Origin of the sequence: Hymenobacter sp. HSC-4F20, assembly GCF_019599275.1 — a bacterium.
Classification (GTDB): Bacteria; Bacteroidota; Bacteroidia; order Cytophagales; family Hymenobacteraceae; genus Hymenobacter.
Genome location: NZ_JAHZTD010000002.1, coordinates 225,734 through 241,655 on the forward strand (window position 1 = coordinate 225,734; position 15,922 = coordinate 241,655).

Annotated in this window: 14 protein-coding genes; 6 read left to right on the plus strand and 8 right to left on the minus strand. The window is 59.6% G+C overall.

Annotated elements, in window-relative coordinates; genetic code table 11:
- The first annotated feature begins 246 nt into the window (after positions 1-246).
- Complete coding sequence (serS, locus tag K3G63_RS10620) at positions 247-1,521, plus strand: serine--tRNA ligase (protein ID WP_220614107.1); 1,275 nt, start codon at positions 247-249, stop codon at positions 1,519-1,521.
- 111 nt (positions 1,522-1,632) lie between these two features.
- On the opposite strand, the gene K3G63_RS10625 is transcribed toward serS, so the two are convergent.
- From K3G63_RS10625 to polX, 5 genes are all read right to left on the minus strand, one after another.
- Complete coding sequence (locus K3G63_RS10625; RefSeq protein WP_220614108.1) at positions 1,633-1,899, minus strand: UBP-type zinc finger domain-containing protein; 267 nt, start codon at positions 1,897-1,899, stop codon at positions 1,633-1,635.
- Positions 1,900-1,930: 31 nt separating this feature from the next.
- The gene (locus tag K3G63_RS10630) at positions 1,931-2,374 is read right to left on the minus strand and encodes an OsmC family protein (protein ID WP_220614109.1); all 444 of its coding nucleotides are present in this window, start codon (positions 2,372-2,374) and stop codon (positions 1,931-1,933) included.
- A gap of 218 nt (positions 2,375-2,592) precedes the next feature.
- On the minus strand, positions 2,593-3,246 hold the full coding sequence (locus K3G63_RS10635; protein ID WP_220614110.1) for a hypothetical protein: 654 nt from the start codon (positions 3,244-3,246) through the stop codon (positions 2,593-2,595).
- Between the two features lie 114 nt (positions 3,247-3,360).
- Positions 3,361-4,425 carry a glycosyltransferase family 9 protein gene (locus K3G63_RS10640; RefSeq protein WP_220614111.1) on the minus strand — a complete coding sequence of 355 codons (1,065 nt, stop codon included), beginning with the start codon at positions 4,423-4,425 and terminating at the stop codon, positions 3,361-3,363.
- Between the two features lie 92 nt (positions 4,426-4,517).
- Complete coding sequence (gene polX, locus K3G63_RS10645; RefSeq protein ID WP_220614112.1) at positions 4,518-6,272, minus strand: DNA polymerase/3'-5' exonuclease PolX; 1,755 nt, start codon at positions 6,270-6,272, stop codon at positions 4,518-4,520.
- 182 nt (positions 6,273-6,454) lie between these two features.
- Here polX and K3G63_RS10650 point away from each other — a divergent pair, with 182 nt between their 5' ends.
- The 3 genes from K3G63_RS10650 (at position 6,455) to K3G63_RS10660 (ending at position 9,253) form a co-directional block, all read left to right on the plus strand.
- Complete coding sequence (locus K3G63_RS10650) at positions 6,455-6,856, plus strand: hypothetical protein (protein ID WP_220614113.1); 402 nt, start codon at positions 6,455-6,457, stop codon at positions 6,854-6,856.
- A 243-nt stretch (positions 6,857-7,099) separates the two neighbouring features.
- A complete protein-coding gene (locus K3G63_RS10655; protein ID WP_220614114.1) occupies positions 7,100-7,507 on the plus strand; it encodes an EVE domain-containing protein in 408 nt (135 codons plus the stop codon).
- Between the two features lie 168 nt (positions 7,508-7,675).
- On the plus strand, positions 7,676-9,253 hold the full coding sequence (locus K3G63_RS10660) for a hypothetical protein (protein WP_220614115.1): 1,578 nt from the start codon (positions 7,676-7,678) through the stop codon (positions 9,251-9,253).
- Positions 9,254-9,351: 98 nt separating this feature from the next.
- Here K3G63_RS10660 and K3G63_RS10665 read toward each other — a convergent pair whose 3' ends face one another.
- From K3G63_RS10665 to K3G63_RS10675, 3 genes are all read right to left on the minus strand, one after another.
- Positions 9,352-9,912, minus strand: a complete 561-nt coding sequence (locus K3G63_RS10665) for a DUF4252 domain-containing protein (protein ID WP_220614116.1) — start codon at positions 9,910-9,912, stop codon at positions 9,352-9,354.
- A 154-nt stretch (positions 9,913-10,066) separates the two neighbouring features.
- Entirely contained in the window at positions 10,067-11,533 is a 1,467-nt protein-coding gene (locus K3G63_RS23050; RefSeq protein ID WP_220614117.1) for an OmpA family protein, read from the minus strand.
- 341 nt (positions 11,534-11,874) lie between these two features.
- Positions 11,875-13,164 (minus strand): aminopeptidase P N-terminal domain-containing protein, encoded by a 1,290-nt coding sequence (locus K3G63_RS10675; protein ID WP_220614118.1) that lies wholly within the window; start codon positions 13,162-13,164, stop codon positions 11,875-11,877.
- A 258-nt stretch (positions 13,165-13,422) separates the two neighbouring features.
- Here K3G63_RS10675 and K3G63_RS10680 point away from each other — a divergent pair, with 258 nt between their 5' ends.
- Together K3G63_RS10680 and K3G63_RS10685 are read left to right on the plus strand one after the other, a co-directional pair.
- Positions 13,423-14,460, plus strand: coding sequence for a glycosyltransferase family 9 protein (locus tag K3G63_RS10680; RefSeq protein ID WP_220614119.1), 1,038 nt, complete (start codon positions 13,423-13,425; stop codon positions 14,458-14,460).
- Between the two features lie 220 nt (positions 14,461-14,680).
- Entirely contained in the window at positions 14,681-15,913 is a 1,233-nt protein-coding gene (locus K3G63_RS10685; protein ID WP_220614120.1) for a pitrilysin family protein, read from the plus strand.
- Positions 15,914-15,922: the final 9 nt, after the last annotated feature.

Here is a 15,922-nt window from a genome sequence, read left to right on the forward strand (position 1 = left end):
CAGAAGAAAGATTTTGCAGCTAGGCTAGAATACGGGCCATCTAGCGAAAAGGATGCACCCTGCCAGCCTATTACCTTCTAACTTTCTCTGGGAACTTATCATTCCGTCTGCCGAAAATTATCCTGTAGCGAAGCGCAGGTGAGGCAAGGCAGATTTGATCTTCGGACCGGATTTTTCAGTTTGGGTCGGCATCTATTAAATAAGCCGTTTACTTTTGTCTTATTCCATTCTGCGTTTTCTGCCGTTATGCTGCAAGTTTCTGTCCTGAGAGAGCACACCGATGCGGTGCTGGCCGGTCTGGCCAAAAAACATTATAAAACCGCCGAAGCCGACGTGCAGGCCATTCTGGCACTCGATCAGCGCCGCAAGGACCTGCAAACTGCCCACGACTCGGCCCAGGCCGAGGCCAATGAACTGGCCCGGCAGATTGGCGGCCTGATGAAAAGTGGCGACAAAGCCGGAGCCGAAACCCTGAAGCTGCGCACTGCCGAGTTGAAGCAGCAAACCAAGGTACACGCGGAGGAGTTGAGCCAAGTGGAAGACGCCTTGCTGCAAACGCTCTACAAGCTGCCCAACCTGCCCCACAGCAGCGTGCCCGAAGGCCGCTCCGCCCAAGATAACGAAGTGGTACGCGAGGTGGGCCAGCAGCCTACCCTACCGGCAAACGCCCAACCCCACTGGGAGCTGATTAAAAAGTACGATATCATTGACTTCGATCTGGGCGTCAAGATTACTGGGGCGGGCTTTCCGGTATACAAAAAGCAGGGCGCCCGTTTGCAGCGCGCCCTCATCAACTTCTTCCTTGATGAGGCCCGCGACGCCGGCTACACCGAGATACAGCCCCCGGTACTGGTAAACGAAGCTTCAGGCTACGGCACCGGTCAACTCCCCGACAAGGAAGGCCAGATGTACCACGACGCCCAGGACAACCTTTACCTTATCCCAACGGCCGAGGTGCCCATCACCAACCTCTACCGCGACGAAATTGTCGCTACTGATCAACTACCTATCCGTAATGCGGGCTACACGCCTTGCTTCCGCCGCGAGGCTGGCTCCTGGGGTGCCGATGTGCGGGGCCTCAACCGCCTGCACCAGTTCGACAAAGTGGAAATCGTGCAGATTGCCCACCCGGAGCAGAGCTACACGCAGCTGGAGGAAATGCTGGCTCACATTGAAGGGCTGCTCCAGAAGCTACAGCTCCCCTACCGCGTGCTGCGCCTCTGCGGCGGCGACATGGGCTTCACCTCGGCCCTCACCTACGACCTGGAAGTATGGTCGGCGGCGCAGGGGCGCTGGCTGGAAGTATCCTCGTGCTCGAACTTCGAAACCTACCAAGCCAACCGCCTGAAGCTGCGCTACCGCGCCGAGAACGGCAAAACCCAACTGCTGCATACGCTCAACGGTTCAGCGCTGGCACTGCCCCGCATCGTGGCTGCCCTACTCGAAAACAACCAGCAGGAAGATGGCATTCACTTGCCGGAGGTGCTGCATAGCTACTGCGGCTTCAGTAAGATTGGTTAAAAAGTAGCGCATGTTTCGCTACAACGGCCTGCCCCGGTAAAAACTGGGGCAGGCCGTTTCTTTTTAAGAAAAGCAAAGCTCTTTACAAGTACGTTTCTGCCAAACTAAAAACTAATACTCAGCTACTGCCTGATCCAGGTAGCACCAAGCCCATTGCTCGCCGGGCTCAGCGGAAGTAACCACAGGGTGCTGGGTAGCGTGAAAGTGGCGGGTAGCGTGTTTGTTTTTGGAGGAGTCGCAACAGCCGACGTGGCCGCAGGTCTGGCACACGCGCAGGTGCACCCAGGTGTCGCCCAGCGCTACGCATTCGGGGCAGATGTGTTCGGCGGGGGCGGGCAGAATAGTGTCAACCGCCTGGAGGTGGGAGCAAAGAGCCATGCAGGGAAGATACACAGGCGCCGGCAATAGTCTATTCTACCACCGTAGTCAGAATACGCAGGGCACCGCTGGTCAGGGTTTTCTGCACAGGGCACTTCTCGGAAATAAGCTTCAGGCGCTGGCGCTGTTCGGGGGTTAGCGGGCCCAGCAGGCGCAGCTCCTTCCGAACTTCCTCCAGCATTTGGCCGGGCTGCTCACACTGGTCGCAGTCGAGGCGGTGGACGCGCTGATGGTGCAACCGCACTTCTATCCCTTCCAACGGCCAGTTCTTCTGGGTTGCGTAGAGCCGTAGGGTTATAGCCGTGCAGGCACCCAGCGCCGAGAGCAGCAGGTCATAGGGTGTAGGGCCCCGGTCCTGTCCGCCGGCAGTAACCGGCTCATCGGCTACGTACGTATGGAGGCCCGCCTGAATTTCGGCCAGCAGGGCTTCGGGCCCCACTCTGACAACGACGGCGGCAGATGATTCAGGTAGCATAGCGCAAGGACATAAACAAGTAACTCAGCCATAGCATACGGTTATGGGCTGCGGATAGCTGTCTTGCGGCCACCAGTCCCGTGCCAGGCAGTACCGATGGCCGTTGGTATACTGCTCTTCCCCGCCGCCCGGACGGGCCTTAATCAACAAAAAAGCCGCTCCTGCCGGAGTACGGCAGAAGCGGCTTTGCGGTAACAGCGGCGGTCAGGCAGAGCTGCTTAGTTCTTGGGGGTATAAGGAAATTTCTTGGAAGCGTTGCGCATCAGCAGGTCCACGATGTTTTCGGTGGAGCTGAATACCGAGCCCGAGGCTACGTAATCGTATTTCCAGAGCAGCTTGCCAGCTTCGCCTTCGTTGATGTTCACGGTAATGTTGGCTTGGTTAGTAGCACCCCAGGCACCTACCAGCAGGCCTACGGCTACAGCGGCCCCGTCGCTCATGGGCTTGGTGGTGCGCACGCTCGTAGTCAGCACGGCGTCTACGCCCAGCACCTTGGCCAGCTCCTGCGGGGAGTGGCTGCGCAGCTCGGCGTAGGGAATACCACTTTCGCGCAGCTTGGCATTGGTTTGCATCACATCCTGAAAGTCAACGGTATAGCCGCGCTGGGTTTTGCGGCGCAGCAGCCAGGAATAGATTTTTTCTTGGAAGTCGGTACCGCTTTTCTGCTCCATGTCCTGCAGCTGAGCCGGCGTGGTGTTCTTCATTTGATTTGGACGCAGCTGCATGGTAACTGCCGCCGGCAGGATGGCTACCGTTTTGTGCTTGGGAGCATAGGCACGGAAATCCTGCGCCATATAAATGCTGGGTCCGCAGGCCGTTACCAGCACGGATACGCAGAGCACCATCAGCACCCGAAGGGTAAAAATTCGCATAGACTGAAAAGAAGAAAATGGATGATTTTAAGATACTGCCTGACCAATCAGCTTACAAGTATACTAGGTCTGGCGGCAACTTCATACATTCTTCTCTTTCCTTGAAATTGAATTTTAACGTCCGTCCGGGGCGGGTGGCAGGTCCAGGTTAAACGCAATGTCGCGCATGCACCGGAAGTGGCCCTGGGGGCACTTGGCGTAGCCAATCTTGGAGCACGGCCGGCAGGGCAGGCCCGGCACCTCCAATACCCGGAACTCGGTGCGGTAGGGATACATCCCAAATTCCGGCACAGTATTGCCCCATACGCTGAATATCTCCTTGCCAAACGCCGCCGCAATGTGCATCAGCCCGGTGTCGTGGCTGACCACAAAGCGCGCCTGCCGCACCAGCGAGGCCGACTGGTTCAGGTTGAACTTGCCGCAGGCGTTGTAAATCAGGGTTTGGGCCGGCTCCGGGGCGGGGCGGGCAGGAAAGTAATACGGACTTTCCGGAATGCGGCCGGGCGCGGGCGGGGAGGTAGCGGTCTGACTATCAAACGCCAGCTCAATAACGTGGCCGTTGCTTTCGTCTTCGGGGCCGCCTAGCAGCACCACGGGCTGACGCAGCAGACCGCACAGCTCAATAATACGCTCCACGGGCAGGCGCTTGGTAGCGTGCTGAGCCCCAATGGCAAAGGCCACGTAGCCGCTCTGAAACGCCGGGGGCAGGGCCGCACTGAGCATAACCTCATCCTGGGCCGGAATAAAGTAGTCGAGGCCCTGGCCGTCGTTTCTAACGCCTAGCGGAGCCGCCGCTGCCAAGTACCGGTCCACAATATGCACACGAGGCAGCGTATTCACTTTCAGGTTGACGAGCAGCCACTTGCGCCAGTTCAGCTTGTCGAAAGAGGCCGACCGGACCCCGAGCTGGGCCTTGAGCAGCGTTGTGCGCAAGTTGTTATGCAGGTCTACCACGAAATCAAACTGCTCGGCTTTCAGCTCCGCCACCAACTCGCGCAGGGAGCCGGTGAGGCAGTGCACCTTGTCGATGTAAGGGTTGGGCTCCAGAAAGCTGCGGAAGCCCGGCTTGGTGGCAAAATGCACCTGCGCCCCCGGTACCTGCAGCTTTAGGCAGCGTACTACGGGAGTAGTCAGCACAATATCCCCGATAGAGGAAAAACGCAGCACCAGAATTTTCATACAAGTAAGTGGCCGGTTGCTAGTTACCGGTTGCCAGCTCACCCGGGGCATGGTTCCCCCTGGCAACTGGCAAACCGGCGGCTGGCAACTGCTTATCCAAACAGCGAATCTTTGAACTCCAGCGCGGGCGTAATGCCGGCTTTGCGCTGGGCAAAGTAGGCGGCTACCTCCTCCGCCGATTTAGCATTAAACGTCATATCCTTGGTCAGCCCCCCTTTGCGTCCCATCAGTACGCCGTAGCGCATATCGGCGTAGCCGTTGGTGTGGTGGGCGTCGGGGTTAATGCTGAGTTGCACGCCCCGGTCCAGAGCATAGCGTACCCAGCGCCAGTCCAGGTCGAGGCGCCAGGGGTTAGCGTTGATTTCGATGATGACGTTGTACTGGGCGCAGGCATCGATTACCGCCTTGTGGTCGAGGGGGTAGCCTTCACGGCGCAGCAGCAGGCGGCCGGTGGGGTGCCCCAGCATGGTGGTATAGGGGTTTTCGATAGCGCGCAGCACCCGGCTGGTAGCCTTGCGCTCATCCATTTTCAGGTTGGAGTGCACCGAGGCCACCACGAAATCAAAGGTTTCCAGCACCGGCGCGGGGTAGTCGAGCGAGCCGTCGGAGAGAATATCCGACTCAATACCCTTGAAGATGCGGAACGGGGCCAGTTCCTGATTCAGCTCGTCGATTTCGCGCTGCTGCTGGCGCACGCGCTCCGGCGAGAGGCCATTGGCGTAGTGCGCGGCCTGGGAATGGTCGCAGATGCCGAGGTACTGGTAGCCCTGGTCGCGCAGGAAGGTAGCCATTTCGCGCAGGCTGTGGCTACCATCGGAATAGGTACTGTGGTTGTGCAGGGAGCCACGCAAGTCCTGGTCTTCCAGCAGGTGAGGCAGCCGGTTTTCCCGGGCCTGAGTTAGCTCACCGAGGCCTTCGCGCAACTCGGGCTCCACGTATTGCAGGCCGGCGCGCTGGTACAGATCCTGCTCGGAGGAAAACCGCTCCCGCTTCAGCCAGTGGCGCAGGGTAGCAGGCTGGCCAGGGCGAGGGGCCTCGGTCAGGGTTTCGCTGAGGTGGGCCTCGGCGGCCGAGTGCAGCAGCAACTGGTTGATGTAGTCAGCCGGAGAAGTCAGCACAAGCTCCACCTTCACGCCCGAGGTAGTGGCCGTGCCGCGCCAGGCAAAGGGGCCGCTACGGCGCACATCAGGAGTAATGCCTTCCAGCTGATCGAGCTGCTCGTGCACCCGCGCCGGCTGGCGGGTAGCCACCACCAGCAGCACCGTTTCCACGGTTTCGAGGCGGCGGCGCACTTCGCCGGCCACGGCGGCCTGCTCCACGCCGGGCACTTCCCGCACGCGACGGGCCAGATCTTCGGCCAGTTCCTCGGCCTGGGGGTAGAGCAGCTTGCCCCGGCTTTGGCTGGTAAACTCCAGGGCAGCCAGAATCGACTCCTGGGTTTTCTTGCCGAAGCCTTTCAGCTTGCTGACTTCGTCGTTTTCGGCGGCCTGCCGCAGCTGCTCGGGGCTTTCAATTCCCAACTCCTTCCACAGCGTCCGGATTTTCTTGGGGCCAATGCCTTTCACGTTGAGCAGTTCCACCACTCCGGGCGGGGTGATGCTCAGCAGGCGCGTCAGCTCCTCAAACGAGCCGGTATCCAGCATTTCCGCCACCTTGGCCGCGGCCGTCTTGCTCAGACCGGTGCGGTCGGGCAGGCCGTGGCGCTCAATATCGGCCACGGGCACACTCAGCTGCTCCAGGGCATTGACGGTGCCCTCGTAGGCCCGGATTTTGAAAGGATTTTCCTCGTGCAGCTCCAGGAGCTGGGCGGCGAGGCGGAAGGCTCGGATAAGGGCGCGGTTGTCCATGAGGGGCAAAGGTAACGGGTGGGCGAGGCATTCAGCTAGCCGGAGTGAAATCATCAATCCCCGCCCCGATTCACTACATTCGGAGCGGGAAGCGGGCGGGCTGGGGTCTGTTCTGGTACGCAAGCCAGGCGGAAACGGCTGCCGGCTTCATGTTCCGATTTCTCTTCCTCAAACTGTTTGTTATGCGCCTGCTTGCTCTCCTGTGCTCATTAAGTGTGCTGCTACTGGCCGCTACCTGCAAAAATGACCCTAAAACCAGCAGCCAGCTCCGGCAGCTGGAACGTACCTGGCTGCACGCCCACGAGGAAGACCAGGGCGACGTGCGCGTGTACCGCCCCAACACGTACGCTTTCCCCCCCTCCCGCGGGCGCACGGGCTTTGCCTTCGACCACAATGGCCTCTTCATCCAGTACGACATTGCCCCTACCGACGGCATTGAGGGCCGCAAAGGCCGCTGGACCTCCCCCACTGACCACAGCGTACGCATTACCCTTGATGATCGGAAAGACCCGGACTATACCCTTGAAATTGTGTCGCTGGAAAACGACGTGCTGAAAGTGCGCCGGGTGGAAGAGGTGAAATAGCGGGAAACTGAACCGGCACGTTTCTGTTCCGGCGGCTTCTACCCCCTTGTGCGCTTATCATTAGCTGAAGCTAAACCACAGCTGCCTCGTACTGGAAAGCCCGCATGGGACGATACCCATTCCTCAACGAGTGGGCTCGTCCCATGCGGGCTTTCCACTTTTATGTTTTTGTTTTGCCACCAACTTTCCCGGCGTTACCGGAGCGGGAAAACTCATCATCTCACTACTTCACCAGTTCACCCCTTGAACTACTGGCTTGTTAAATCGGAACCCGCGGCCTACTCCTGGGCCGACTTCACCCGCGACAATGGCACCGACTGGACTGGTGTGCGCAATTTCCAGGCCCGCAACTTTTTGCAGCAGATGCAGCCCGGCGACCTGGTGCTCTATTACCACAGCGTTACGGACAAGCAGGTAGTGGGTATTGCTACCGTGGCCGCCCCTGCCGCCCCCGATGCCACAGCCGAAGCCGGCAGCGGGTGGGTGGCCGTGCACCTGCGGCCCCAGCAGCCTCTGGCCCGCCCTGTATCCCTGGCTCAGATCAAGCAGGACGCCCGCCTGACCCAAATTGGGCTGCTGCGCCAGTCTCGTCTCTCAGTGATGCCGCTGCAAGCCGAGGAGTTTGATGTACTGCTGGAACTAGGAAGCTAGCGTTTTGCCTTACAGCCCTGGTACTGCCCTCGTTGCCCCGCAGCGGGGGCAGCGTTGTTTGCAGTCCCCCGCGAAATAAAGCCGTAGCAACCTCTGGCTCAGCTAGGTGTTACGGCTCTTTCGCTGTATCTTACTTACCCCGTGCTCCCACCCTTTTAGGCCGTTGTTATGCGACACCTGTACCTGCTTGTTGGCCTGCTACTCCACCTGTCCGGAGCGGTGGCTCAATCCTCAAAGCTGCCCCCTAAGCCCCCCATTCAACCCAGCCAGCCCTACCGCCTGGAGCTACCCCTGGAAAGCTACTCCAGCGACGTGCTGGTGCAGCCCTTGCAGGAAGACAGCAGCGTGGTGCTGCTGATCGAGAAAGACCCCGTTCTTTCGAGCAAAACCGAATATACTTTTCAGAAGCTCAACTACAAGCTGCAACCCGGCCAGACGGTGCCCGTGCCCGTACCGCGAGGCTATACCTTCCGCGAAATCTGCGCCGAGGGCACTGATGTGTACGCCTTGTTTCAGGGAAATGCGCCCGGGGTTCTGTGGGTCGCGGCCTTTGATAGCCGTACGGGCGAACTGGGCACGGGTGAGTTCAAAACCAAGCGCACCCAAGAAGTGCACGACATGAAGGCCCTGGACGGCAACCTGTTCGTGACGGTGGAGGCCGATATGCACCTGACCATTCTGCTGCTCGATTTGAAGAAGGCTACATTTCGCTTTCTGCCCTCCGTGTATGAGCCGCTGCCCGCTACCTTCACCTTCCTGGCCGATTCGGTTACCAAGCGGGCGGAGCTGATTTTAAGCGAAACGAATGGGTTTAAGTCGCGGCTACAGCTCAAGCAGCTCTCCGACAGCGGCCAACTGCTCCACTCCGAGTTCGTGCAGGCCGGCAGCGAGCGGGGCCTGCTGGAAGCACAGCTTAGCCCCGGCGACAGCGCCGCCCGCCTGCTGGCTGGCACCTACACCCTGCGCGACTCGCGCTACTCCCAGGGCTTGTTTGCCGCTGACCTGAACGCCGGGGTGACGGCCACCGGGCAGCGCCGCTCCCTGCGCTACTACGATTTTCTGAACCTGAAGCACTTCTTTGACTTCATGAAGCCCGCCCGCCTGGCCCGCATGCGCCAGCGCAGCGAGCGGCTGCGGGCCACCGACCGCCAGTACCGCCACCGCTACCGCTTGCTCATGCACGACATGCTGCCCATCCGCGAGGGGTACGTGTTAGTAGCCGAAGTGTACTACCCCCGCTTCAACAACTCCACTTCCAACAACTTGGGCGGGCTTTACAACTATGGGTACGGTACCTTGTCGCCGCTGGCCCGCTACTACAACAGCAACCACTTGCGCCGCTCGGAGGGATACCGCACCACGCACGCCCTCATCTGCGGCTTTGATCGGCGGGGCAATCTGCTCTGGGATAACTCCTTCCTGATGAAGGAGGTAGAGCAAACGCTCTTGCAGGAATCCGTGCGGGTCCGGCCCCTCCCTGATGGGCGGCGGCTGGCCATGGCCTACCTTAAGGAAGATGACTTATTCTACAAAATAATAGATGAGGCTACCCCCACTCCCAACGACTGGCAGGTAAAGATTCAGACCACCAACAACAGCACCACCGAGAAAACGACCAGCACGCAACAGGAGGAACTTATTCCCTGGTACGGCAGCCGCTTCCTGGCCGCGGGCTACCAGCACATAAGCCCGGTCAAGGGCAGCAACCGGGACGTGTACTTTCTCAACGTTGTGGAGTTCAACTAGCCTTCGGCCAGCTGCCAGTCTATACCAACTACCTCAAGCAACAAAAAGGCTACTTCACGTGGGTGAAGTAGCCTTTTTGTTGCTTGAGGTAGCAGAAATTACCGGGTGGCCTCCCCTACTACGTTAGGAAGAACTTTAGCCAGCTGGCTTACCTGCTCCCGGGTGAAGTTGCCCGCCACGGAAACCAGTACAAAGGAATCGGCGGACTCCTGCTTGCCTACGGCTACAAATTCCGATACCCGGCCGCCCTGCTCGCGCACGGAGTAACGCAGCTGGTTGGGGTTGTCGGCGGAGGCGCTAATGGGTAGGGGAGTGTAGCGTTCATTGGCCAGCAGCCCTTCTACTTCCCGGTCCAGCCCCTCGGCTACCAAGTCGCGCGCGCTACCGGTAGTAGGCGCGAAGGTGATGATTTTGGCGCTCCGAATGGCCGTCAGGGCCTGACTGACGTCGTTATCACCCCCAATCTTGGCAATGCGCCCCAACAGAAAGCGGGTAGTCAGGCCAGCATTCCAGTCGGTGGCTTTAAAGCCCGGGCGGTTTTCATATTTATTAAAAAACTCGGCAACGGTGCGGGCAGGTTTGCCTGGGCCGCTGGCGCGGCAGCCAGCCAGCACTGCGAGTACTACGGCCAGCAGGAAAGAGAGGTGACGAAGTTTCATATAGGTGAAATAAGGAGGAATGGTAGGTTCTACGGCGCTTGGGGTCAGCCGTTCCAACGGCCGGGGTCGGCGTCGGGTGCGCGGGGTAGCACACGGCGTAAAAAAAGGCGACGCCCCAAGTGGTGCGCCGCCTTTTCTTAGCTACTCCGCGGCCTTACGGCTGGGGAGCATTCGGGATGAAGAACTCAAACTTGAACTCTACCCGACGGTTCTGCGACATATTCTTAGACGAGGTGTTAGGAGCAGCTGGCTCCGACTCACCACGGCCTTCCGTCACGATGCGGGCCGGGTCAACGCGCTTGCCGGTGAAGTAGCGCTTCACCGAGCCAGCCCGGCGCTCTGAGAGCCCCTGGTTGTACTCGTCGGTACCGCGCGAGTCAGCGTGGCCGATTACGCGCAGGCTGTATTCGGGGTGGTCATTGAGAGCTTTCACCATCTTGTCCAGCGTACCGTACGAAGTGCGTTTAATGACGGTGCTGTTGGTTTCGAAGCGTACGGGTTGCTCCAGCTTCCGCACACCCGGATCAATTTCCATGGGGCAGCCGTTGGCATCTACGCGGGCACCGCGGGGAGTGTCGGGGCACTTATCGGCGCTATCCGGTACACCGTCACCGTCGGCATCCACCACCAGCGGGCAGCCGTTGGCGTCTACTTGGGTACCAGCGGGCGTGCCGGGGCACTTGTCGTTCTGGTCAGCCACGCCGTCACCATCGGCATCGGGGCAGCCACGCAGAGCGGGCAGGCCGGCCTGGTCAGGGCACTGGTCGTCTTTATCGGCTACGCCGTCGTTGTCCCGGTCGGGGCAGCCCTGCATAGCCGCCGTGCCAGCCTCCGTTGGGCACTGATCCTGGTAATCCGGTACTCCGTCCTTGTCGCCGTCGAGGGGGCAGCCGTTTTCATCCACGGCCACGCCAGCGGGGGTATCCGGGCACTTGTCTTTGCGGTCAGAGACGCCGTCGTTGTCGGTGTCCTTGGCTTTGCCCAGGGCAATGTTCAGGCCCACGGTGTGCTGCAGGAACTTATCGTCCCACTTGTTGTCGTCGCGGGTAGGATCCCCGTCAATATTGGCGTTCAGGGGAATGTGCTGGCCGGTTTGCACAAACAGGTGTACTGCCTCGCCCAGGCGGAAGTCCAGCCCAGCAGCCCCGAACAGATCGAAGTAGCTTTTGTCCTGGTCCGTGTTGATGGTTTGGTTGTTGCGGAAGATGGTGCCTTCGCGGCTGGTGTAAGTCCAGCCCGGGGCGGCTAGCAGGTAGGGGCGGAAAAACGCATCTTCCTTGAGGAGCTTGAATTTCAGGCCCAGGTTCACGTTCACCACGTTGGTGGCGAAGTTGCTGCCGAAGTAGGGCGCTCCAGCCGGGGCATTTTTCTTGAACTCCACGTAATTGCCGCTCAGCTGCAGATCCAGACCAGAAGTAAGGTAGCGGCTGATGGTGATGCCAGGAGCGTACTTGTTTTCGCTCCACTTCCAGTAGTCGGAGCCGAAGTTGCCCTTGTACTGCATGGCACTTACGTTGATGCCGATGGCCGTCTTGCGGTCGGCCGTCTGGGCGTGGGCCCGCGGGGCCGCCGCCAAAAGCGACAGACCCAAGGCCGTAGAAGTTGCTAAAAGGTGTCTCATGGAGGCAAAATTAGGTGGAAGAATTGCACAGGCGGGCGCCGCCACCAGCCGGCGGGAGCCCATTCAGACTATCCGCCTATACCCCCATCCTGGGAATTATGTTGCCTCTGAGTTAGCAAAAACCCATTTTATATGGCATTTAATCAAGCTCAACCACTACATATTCAACCAATTATATTCTAGCCAACCGATATACAAGTGTATTGCACTCATATCCCAGCAAGGAAATTTTTTCTCCGATAAGATCAATTAAATAAATTTAAAAAAAAGAAGACACCCCTAGGTAGAGGCGCCTTCTATCGGCCACTGAATAGGATCTGGCAGCGGAATCTTAGGCTGCTTTAGCTTCGCATCAACCGTTCGATGTCCTCGGCCTCCAGCGGAATATTTTTCATCAGGTCCTCGTTGCCAGACTTGGTAATGAGGATGTCATTTTCGAGGCGGATACCCAGGCCTTCTTCCCGAATGTAGATACCCGGCTCGCAGGTGTATACCATGCCCGGCTCAAATACGCGGTACTTGGCACCCACATCGTGCACGTCGAGGCCGAGGTAGTGGCTGGTGCCGTGCATGAAGTACTTCTTATAGAGGGGGGCAGCCGGGTCCTGGTGTTTAACGTCGGACTCGTTAAGCAAATCCAGCTGAATGAGTTCCTGCTCCATAGTGCGGCCCACAGCGGCGTGGTACTCCTCAATGTTGTTCCCGGCGACTAACTGGGAGGTAGCAAATTTCATCACGCGTAGCACAGCCTCGTACACGGCGCGCTGGCGCTTGGTGAAGGTACCATTCACGGGGATGGAGCGCGAAAGGTCGGCGGCGTAGTTGGCGTACTCGGCCCCGAAATCCAGCAGCAGCACGTCGCCGTCCTGGCAGGGCCGGTCGTTCGAGACGTAGTGCAGGATGCAGGCGTTGGCGCCGCTGGCAATGATGGAGCCGTAGGCGGGGCCGCGGGAGGCATTGCGCAAAAACTCGTGGAAGATTTCGGCCTCAATCTCGTACTCCATCACGCCCGGCTTCACAAAGCCCAGCAGGCGGCGGAACGCTTTTTCGGTGATGTCACAGGCGCGGCGCATGAGCCGGATTTCCTCCTCGCTCTTGATGGCGCGCAGGTGGTGCAGGATAGGGGCGGCGCGGCGGTAGGTATGCAGCGGGTAGGCTTCCTTGATCCACTTAATGAAGCGGGCGTCGCGGGTTTCGACTTCCACCACCGAGCGAATGTGCTCGTTGGCGTTAAGAAACACATTTTCGGCCTCGTTCATTAGGGCCGGCAGCACCGTCTTGAAGGAATCGAGCCACAGGATGGTCCGCACGCCAGTTTGCTCGCGGGCCTGCTCCTTGGTCAGCTTATACCCCTCCCAGACCAGAATGTGCTCTGAGGTTTCCTTCAGGAACAGGATTTCACGGTGCTGGGGCAGCACGGCATCGGGGAAGAGCACCAGGATGCTTTCCTCCTGATCCACGCCGGAGAGGTAGAACAGGTCGTTGTTCTGGCGGAAAGGCATCGTGCCGTCGGCGTTGGTCGGCATGATGTCGTTGGAGTGGAAGATGGCCAAGGACGCGGGCGGCAGCTGCTGGGTGAAGCGGCGGCGGTTCTCAACGAACAGATCGGGCGAAATAGAGCCGTAGCGCATAAGCGAAAAACGGGTAAGGTGGCACAAACGGAAACCAAGGGAAGCCGCCAAAGCGGCCGGGGCAAGTTAGGCAGAAGCAGGCGGCTTTGGCTCCAGACCAGGACTGGCCCGGGTCCGGGACGCCCACACTCTTCTTTTCACCCGTCGGCACTGCGACACTGGCCGTTAGGAAGGTGCGTAGGCTTCCTCACCGAGTAATAAGACAAAAGGATGGTGAACCTGCGGCTTAGCGGTATCTTTGTGGCCTGCTATTGCACTATGCCCGAGCCTACCTCCCGTTCTGCCGTCCTGCTCATCCAAACCGCTTTCATTGGCGACGTGATTCTGGCCACGGCGCTATTGGAGCATTTGCACCGCACGGAGCCCGGCACCCCTATTGATTTTCTGGTGCGCAAGGGCAACGAAGGGCTGCTCAAAAGCCACCCCCACGTGCGGCAGGTACTGATCTGGGACAAGAAAAAGGACAAGTACCGCGGGCTATGGCGCCTGCTCCAGCAGATTCGGCGGGCTGATTACGGCCGGGTGCTGACGCTGCAGCGCTTTGCTTCTACGGGTTTCCTGACGGCGTTTTCGGGCGCCCGGGAGCGGATAGGCTTCGACAAGAACCCGTTCGCCTTCCGGTTCACGAAGGCCTTTCCGCACATTATTGGCCCGGGTGTGCACGAGGTGTCGCGCAACCTGCACCTGCTGGACCCGGCCTACGCGGGCCCGGTAGTGCCGCCCCGCCTCTACCCCACCCCCGCCGATGAGGCCGCCGCAGCGGAAGCCGCGGCCCTGGCCGGCGGAAAGCCCTACCTCTGCATTGCGCCTACCTCCGTGTGGTTTACCAAGCAGTTCCCCGAGGAGCAGTGGCTAAAGCTGCTGGCCGCGCTACCGCCCCAGTACACCGTGTTCTTGCTCGGGGGTCCGCCCGACGTGGAAGGCTGCGAGCAACTCCGGGCGGCCACTACCCGGCTGGGGGTAATTAACCTGGCCGGCAAACTTTCCCTGCTGGCCTCGGCGGCTCTCATGCGCGGGGCTACCCTCAACTACGTCAACGACTCGGCCCCCATGCATTTGTGTTCGGCGGTGGGCGCGCCGGTGTGCGCCGTGTACTGCTCCACGGTGCCTTACTTCGGGTTCGGGCCGCTCAGTCCGTTTTCTAGAATTGTGCAGATTGAGGAAAAGCTGGCCTGCCAGCCCTGCGGCCTGCACGGCTACCGCCAGTGCCCTCTCGGCCACTTCCGTTGCGCCCACGGCATCGAAACCCAGCAACTACTGGCTGCCCTGGCGGAGGCGGAGGCGTACAGGGTATGAGGGCAGAGGCTTAGGAGGTGAGGAAGTCAGTTTGATAAAAGCTGTTCTGCTTGATTACGCTCCTCCTACCAACTCCTAAGCCCCCTACCCTCGCGCCCTCATACCCTCTCTTGCTGTACCTTTGCAACCAGCTGCGCGCTTGCGTGGTTATACAGGGCCAGGCTGGGGCTTGACTGTTACCTACAACCCCAAGATCCTACGACCCCAAGATCCTACCTAAATGTCTGATTACGACCTGTACGAGTTGCCTAATGGCATCCGGGTTCTGCATAAACAAGTATTGCACACCAAAATTGCGCACTGCGGCTTCCTGCTCGACATTGGCTCCCGCGACGAGAAGCCCCACCAGTTGGGCCTGGCGCACTTCTGGGAGCACATGGCTTTCAAAGGCACGGAGAAGCGCAAGAGCTTCCACATCCTTAACCGCCTCGAAACCGTAGGCGGCGAGCTGAATGCCTATACCACCAAGGAAAAAATCTGCTTCTACGCCTCCCTGCTGAGCACTCACTTCGAGCGGGCCTTCGAGCTGCTCACCGACCTGACGTTTCACTCGGTGTTTCCGGAGAAGGAAATTGAAAAGGAGCGCGGCGTGATTCTGGAGGAAATGGCCATGTACCACGATGCCCCCGAGGACGCCATCATCGACGACTTCGACGACGTGGTGTTTGCCCGCCACACGCTGGGCCACAACATCCTGGGCACCCGCGAGAGTGTTTCGGGGTTTCAACAGGCCGACTTCCGGCAGTTTCTGCAGGATAACGTGCGCACCGACCGGCTGGTGTTCAGCTCCGTGAGCAACCTCCCCTTCAAGGAAGTAAAGCGCCTGGCCGACAAGTTTCTGGGGCCTATTCCGGCCCAGCTGGGCGAGCGGCCGCGGGTGCCGTTTACCGACTACCGCCGCCTGGAGCGCGTGGAGCGCAAGCCTATTACGCAGGCTCATTGCCTCATCGGTGGCCCCGCTTACGCCCTGCACGACGAGCGGCGGATTCCATTTTTCCTGTTGAGCAACCTGTTGGGTGGCCCCGGCATGAACTCGCGCCTCAACCTGGCCGTGCGCGAGAAGTACGGCCTCGTGTATACCATCGACGCGACGTACTCGCCCTACACCGATACGGGCCTGTTTGGCATCTACTTCGGCACGGAGAAAAAGCAGGTCAACCGCACGATTTCCCTGGTGCAGAAGGAGCTCAAGCGCCTGCGCGAGCAAGCCCTGGGCACTTCCCAACTGCACACGTCCAAGGAGCAGCTCATGGGCCAGCTGGCCATGGCCGAGGAAAGCAACGGCGGCCTCATGCAGCTGCTGGGCAAAAGCACCCTCGACCTGGGCCGCGTTGAAAGCATCAACGAAATCTTCGACCAGGTGCGGCGCATCACTTCTTCCCAGCTGCTGGAACTCGCCAACGACATTCTGCACGAGGACAATCTGAGCGTTTTGCAGTACGTGCCGGAATAGTTTGGTAAG

Bases quoted from the DNA above. Each gene is read 5' to 3' on its own strand.
- serS (WP_220614107.1), top strand. From the start codon at position 247: ATGCTGCAAGTTTCTGTCCTGAGAGAGCACACCGATGCGGTGCTGGCC.
- K3G63_RS10625 (WP_220614108.1), bottom strand. From the start codon at position 1,899: ATGGCTCTTTGCTCCCACCTCCAGGCGGTTGACACTATTCTGCCCGCC.
- K3G63_RS10630 (WP_220614109.1), bottom strand. From the start codon at position 2,374: ATGCTACCTGAATCATCTGCCGCCGTCGTTGTCAGAGTGGGGCCCGAA.
- K3G63_RS10635 (WP_220614110.1), bottom strand. From the start codon at position 3,246: ATGCGAATTTTTACCCTTCGGGTGCTGATGGTGCTCTGCGTATCCGTG.
- K3G63_RS10640 (WP_220614111.1), bottom strand. From the start codon at position 4,425: ATGAAAATTCTGGTGCTGCGTTTTTCCTCTATCGGGGATATTGTGCTG.
- polX (WP_220614112.1), bottom strand. From the start codon at position 6,272: ATGGACAACCGCGCCCTTATCCGAGCCTTCCGCCTCGCCGCCCAGCTC.
- K3G63_RS10650 (WP_220614113.1), top strand. From the start codon at position 6,455: ATGCGCCTGCTTGCTCTCCTGTGCTCATTAAGTGTGCTGCTACTGGCC.
- K3G63_RS10660 (WP_220614115.1), top strand. From the start codon at position 7,676: ATGCGACACCTGTACCTGCTTGTTGGCCTGCTACTCCACCTGTCCGGA.
- K3G63_RS10665 (WP_220614116.1), bottom strand. From the start codon at position 9,912: ATGAAACTTCGTCACCTCTCTTTCCTGCTGGCCGTAGTACTCGCAGTG.
- K3G63_RS23050 (WP_220614117.1), bottom strand. From the start codon at position 11,533: ATGAGACACCTTTTAGCAACTTCTACGGCCTTGGGTCTGTCGCTTTTG.
- K3G63_RS10675 (WP_220614118.1), bottom strand. From the start codon at position 13,164: ATGCGCTACGGCTCTATTTCGCCCGATCTGTTCGTTGAGAACCGCCGC.
- K3G63_RS10680 (WP_220614119.1), top strand. From the start codon at position 13,423: ATGCCCGAGCCTACCTCCCGTTCTGCCGTCCTGCTCATCCAAACCGCT.
- K3G63_RS10685 (WP_220614120.1), top strand. From the start codon at position 14,681: ATGTCTGATTACGACCTGTACGAGTTGCCTAATGGCATCCGGGTTCTG.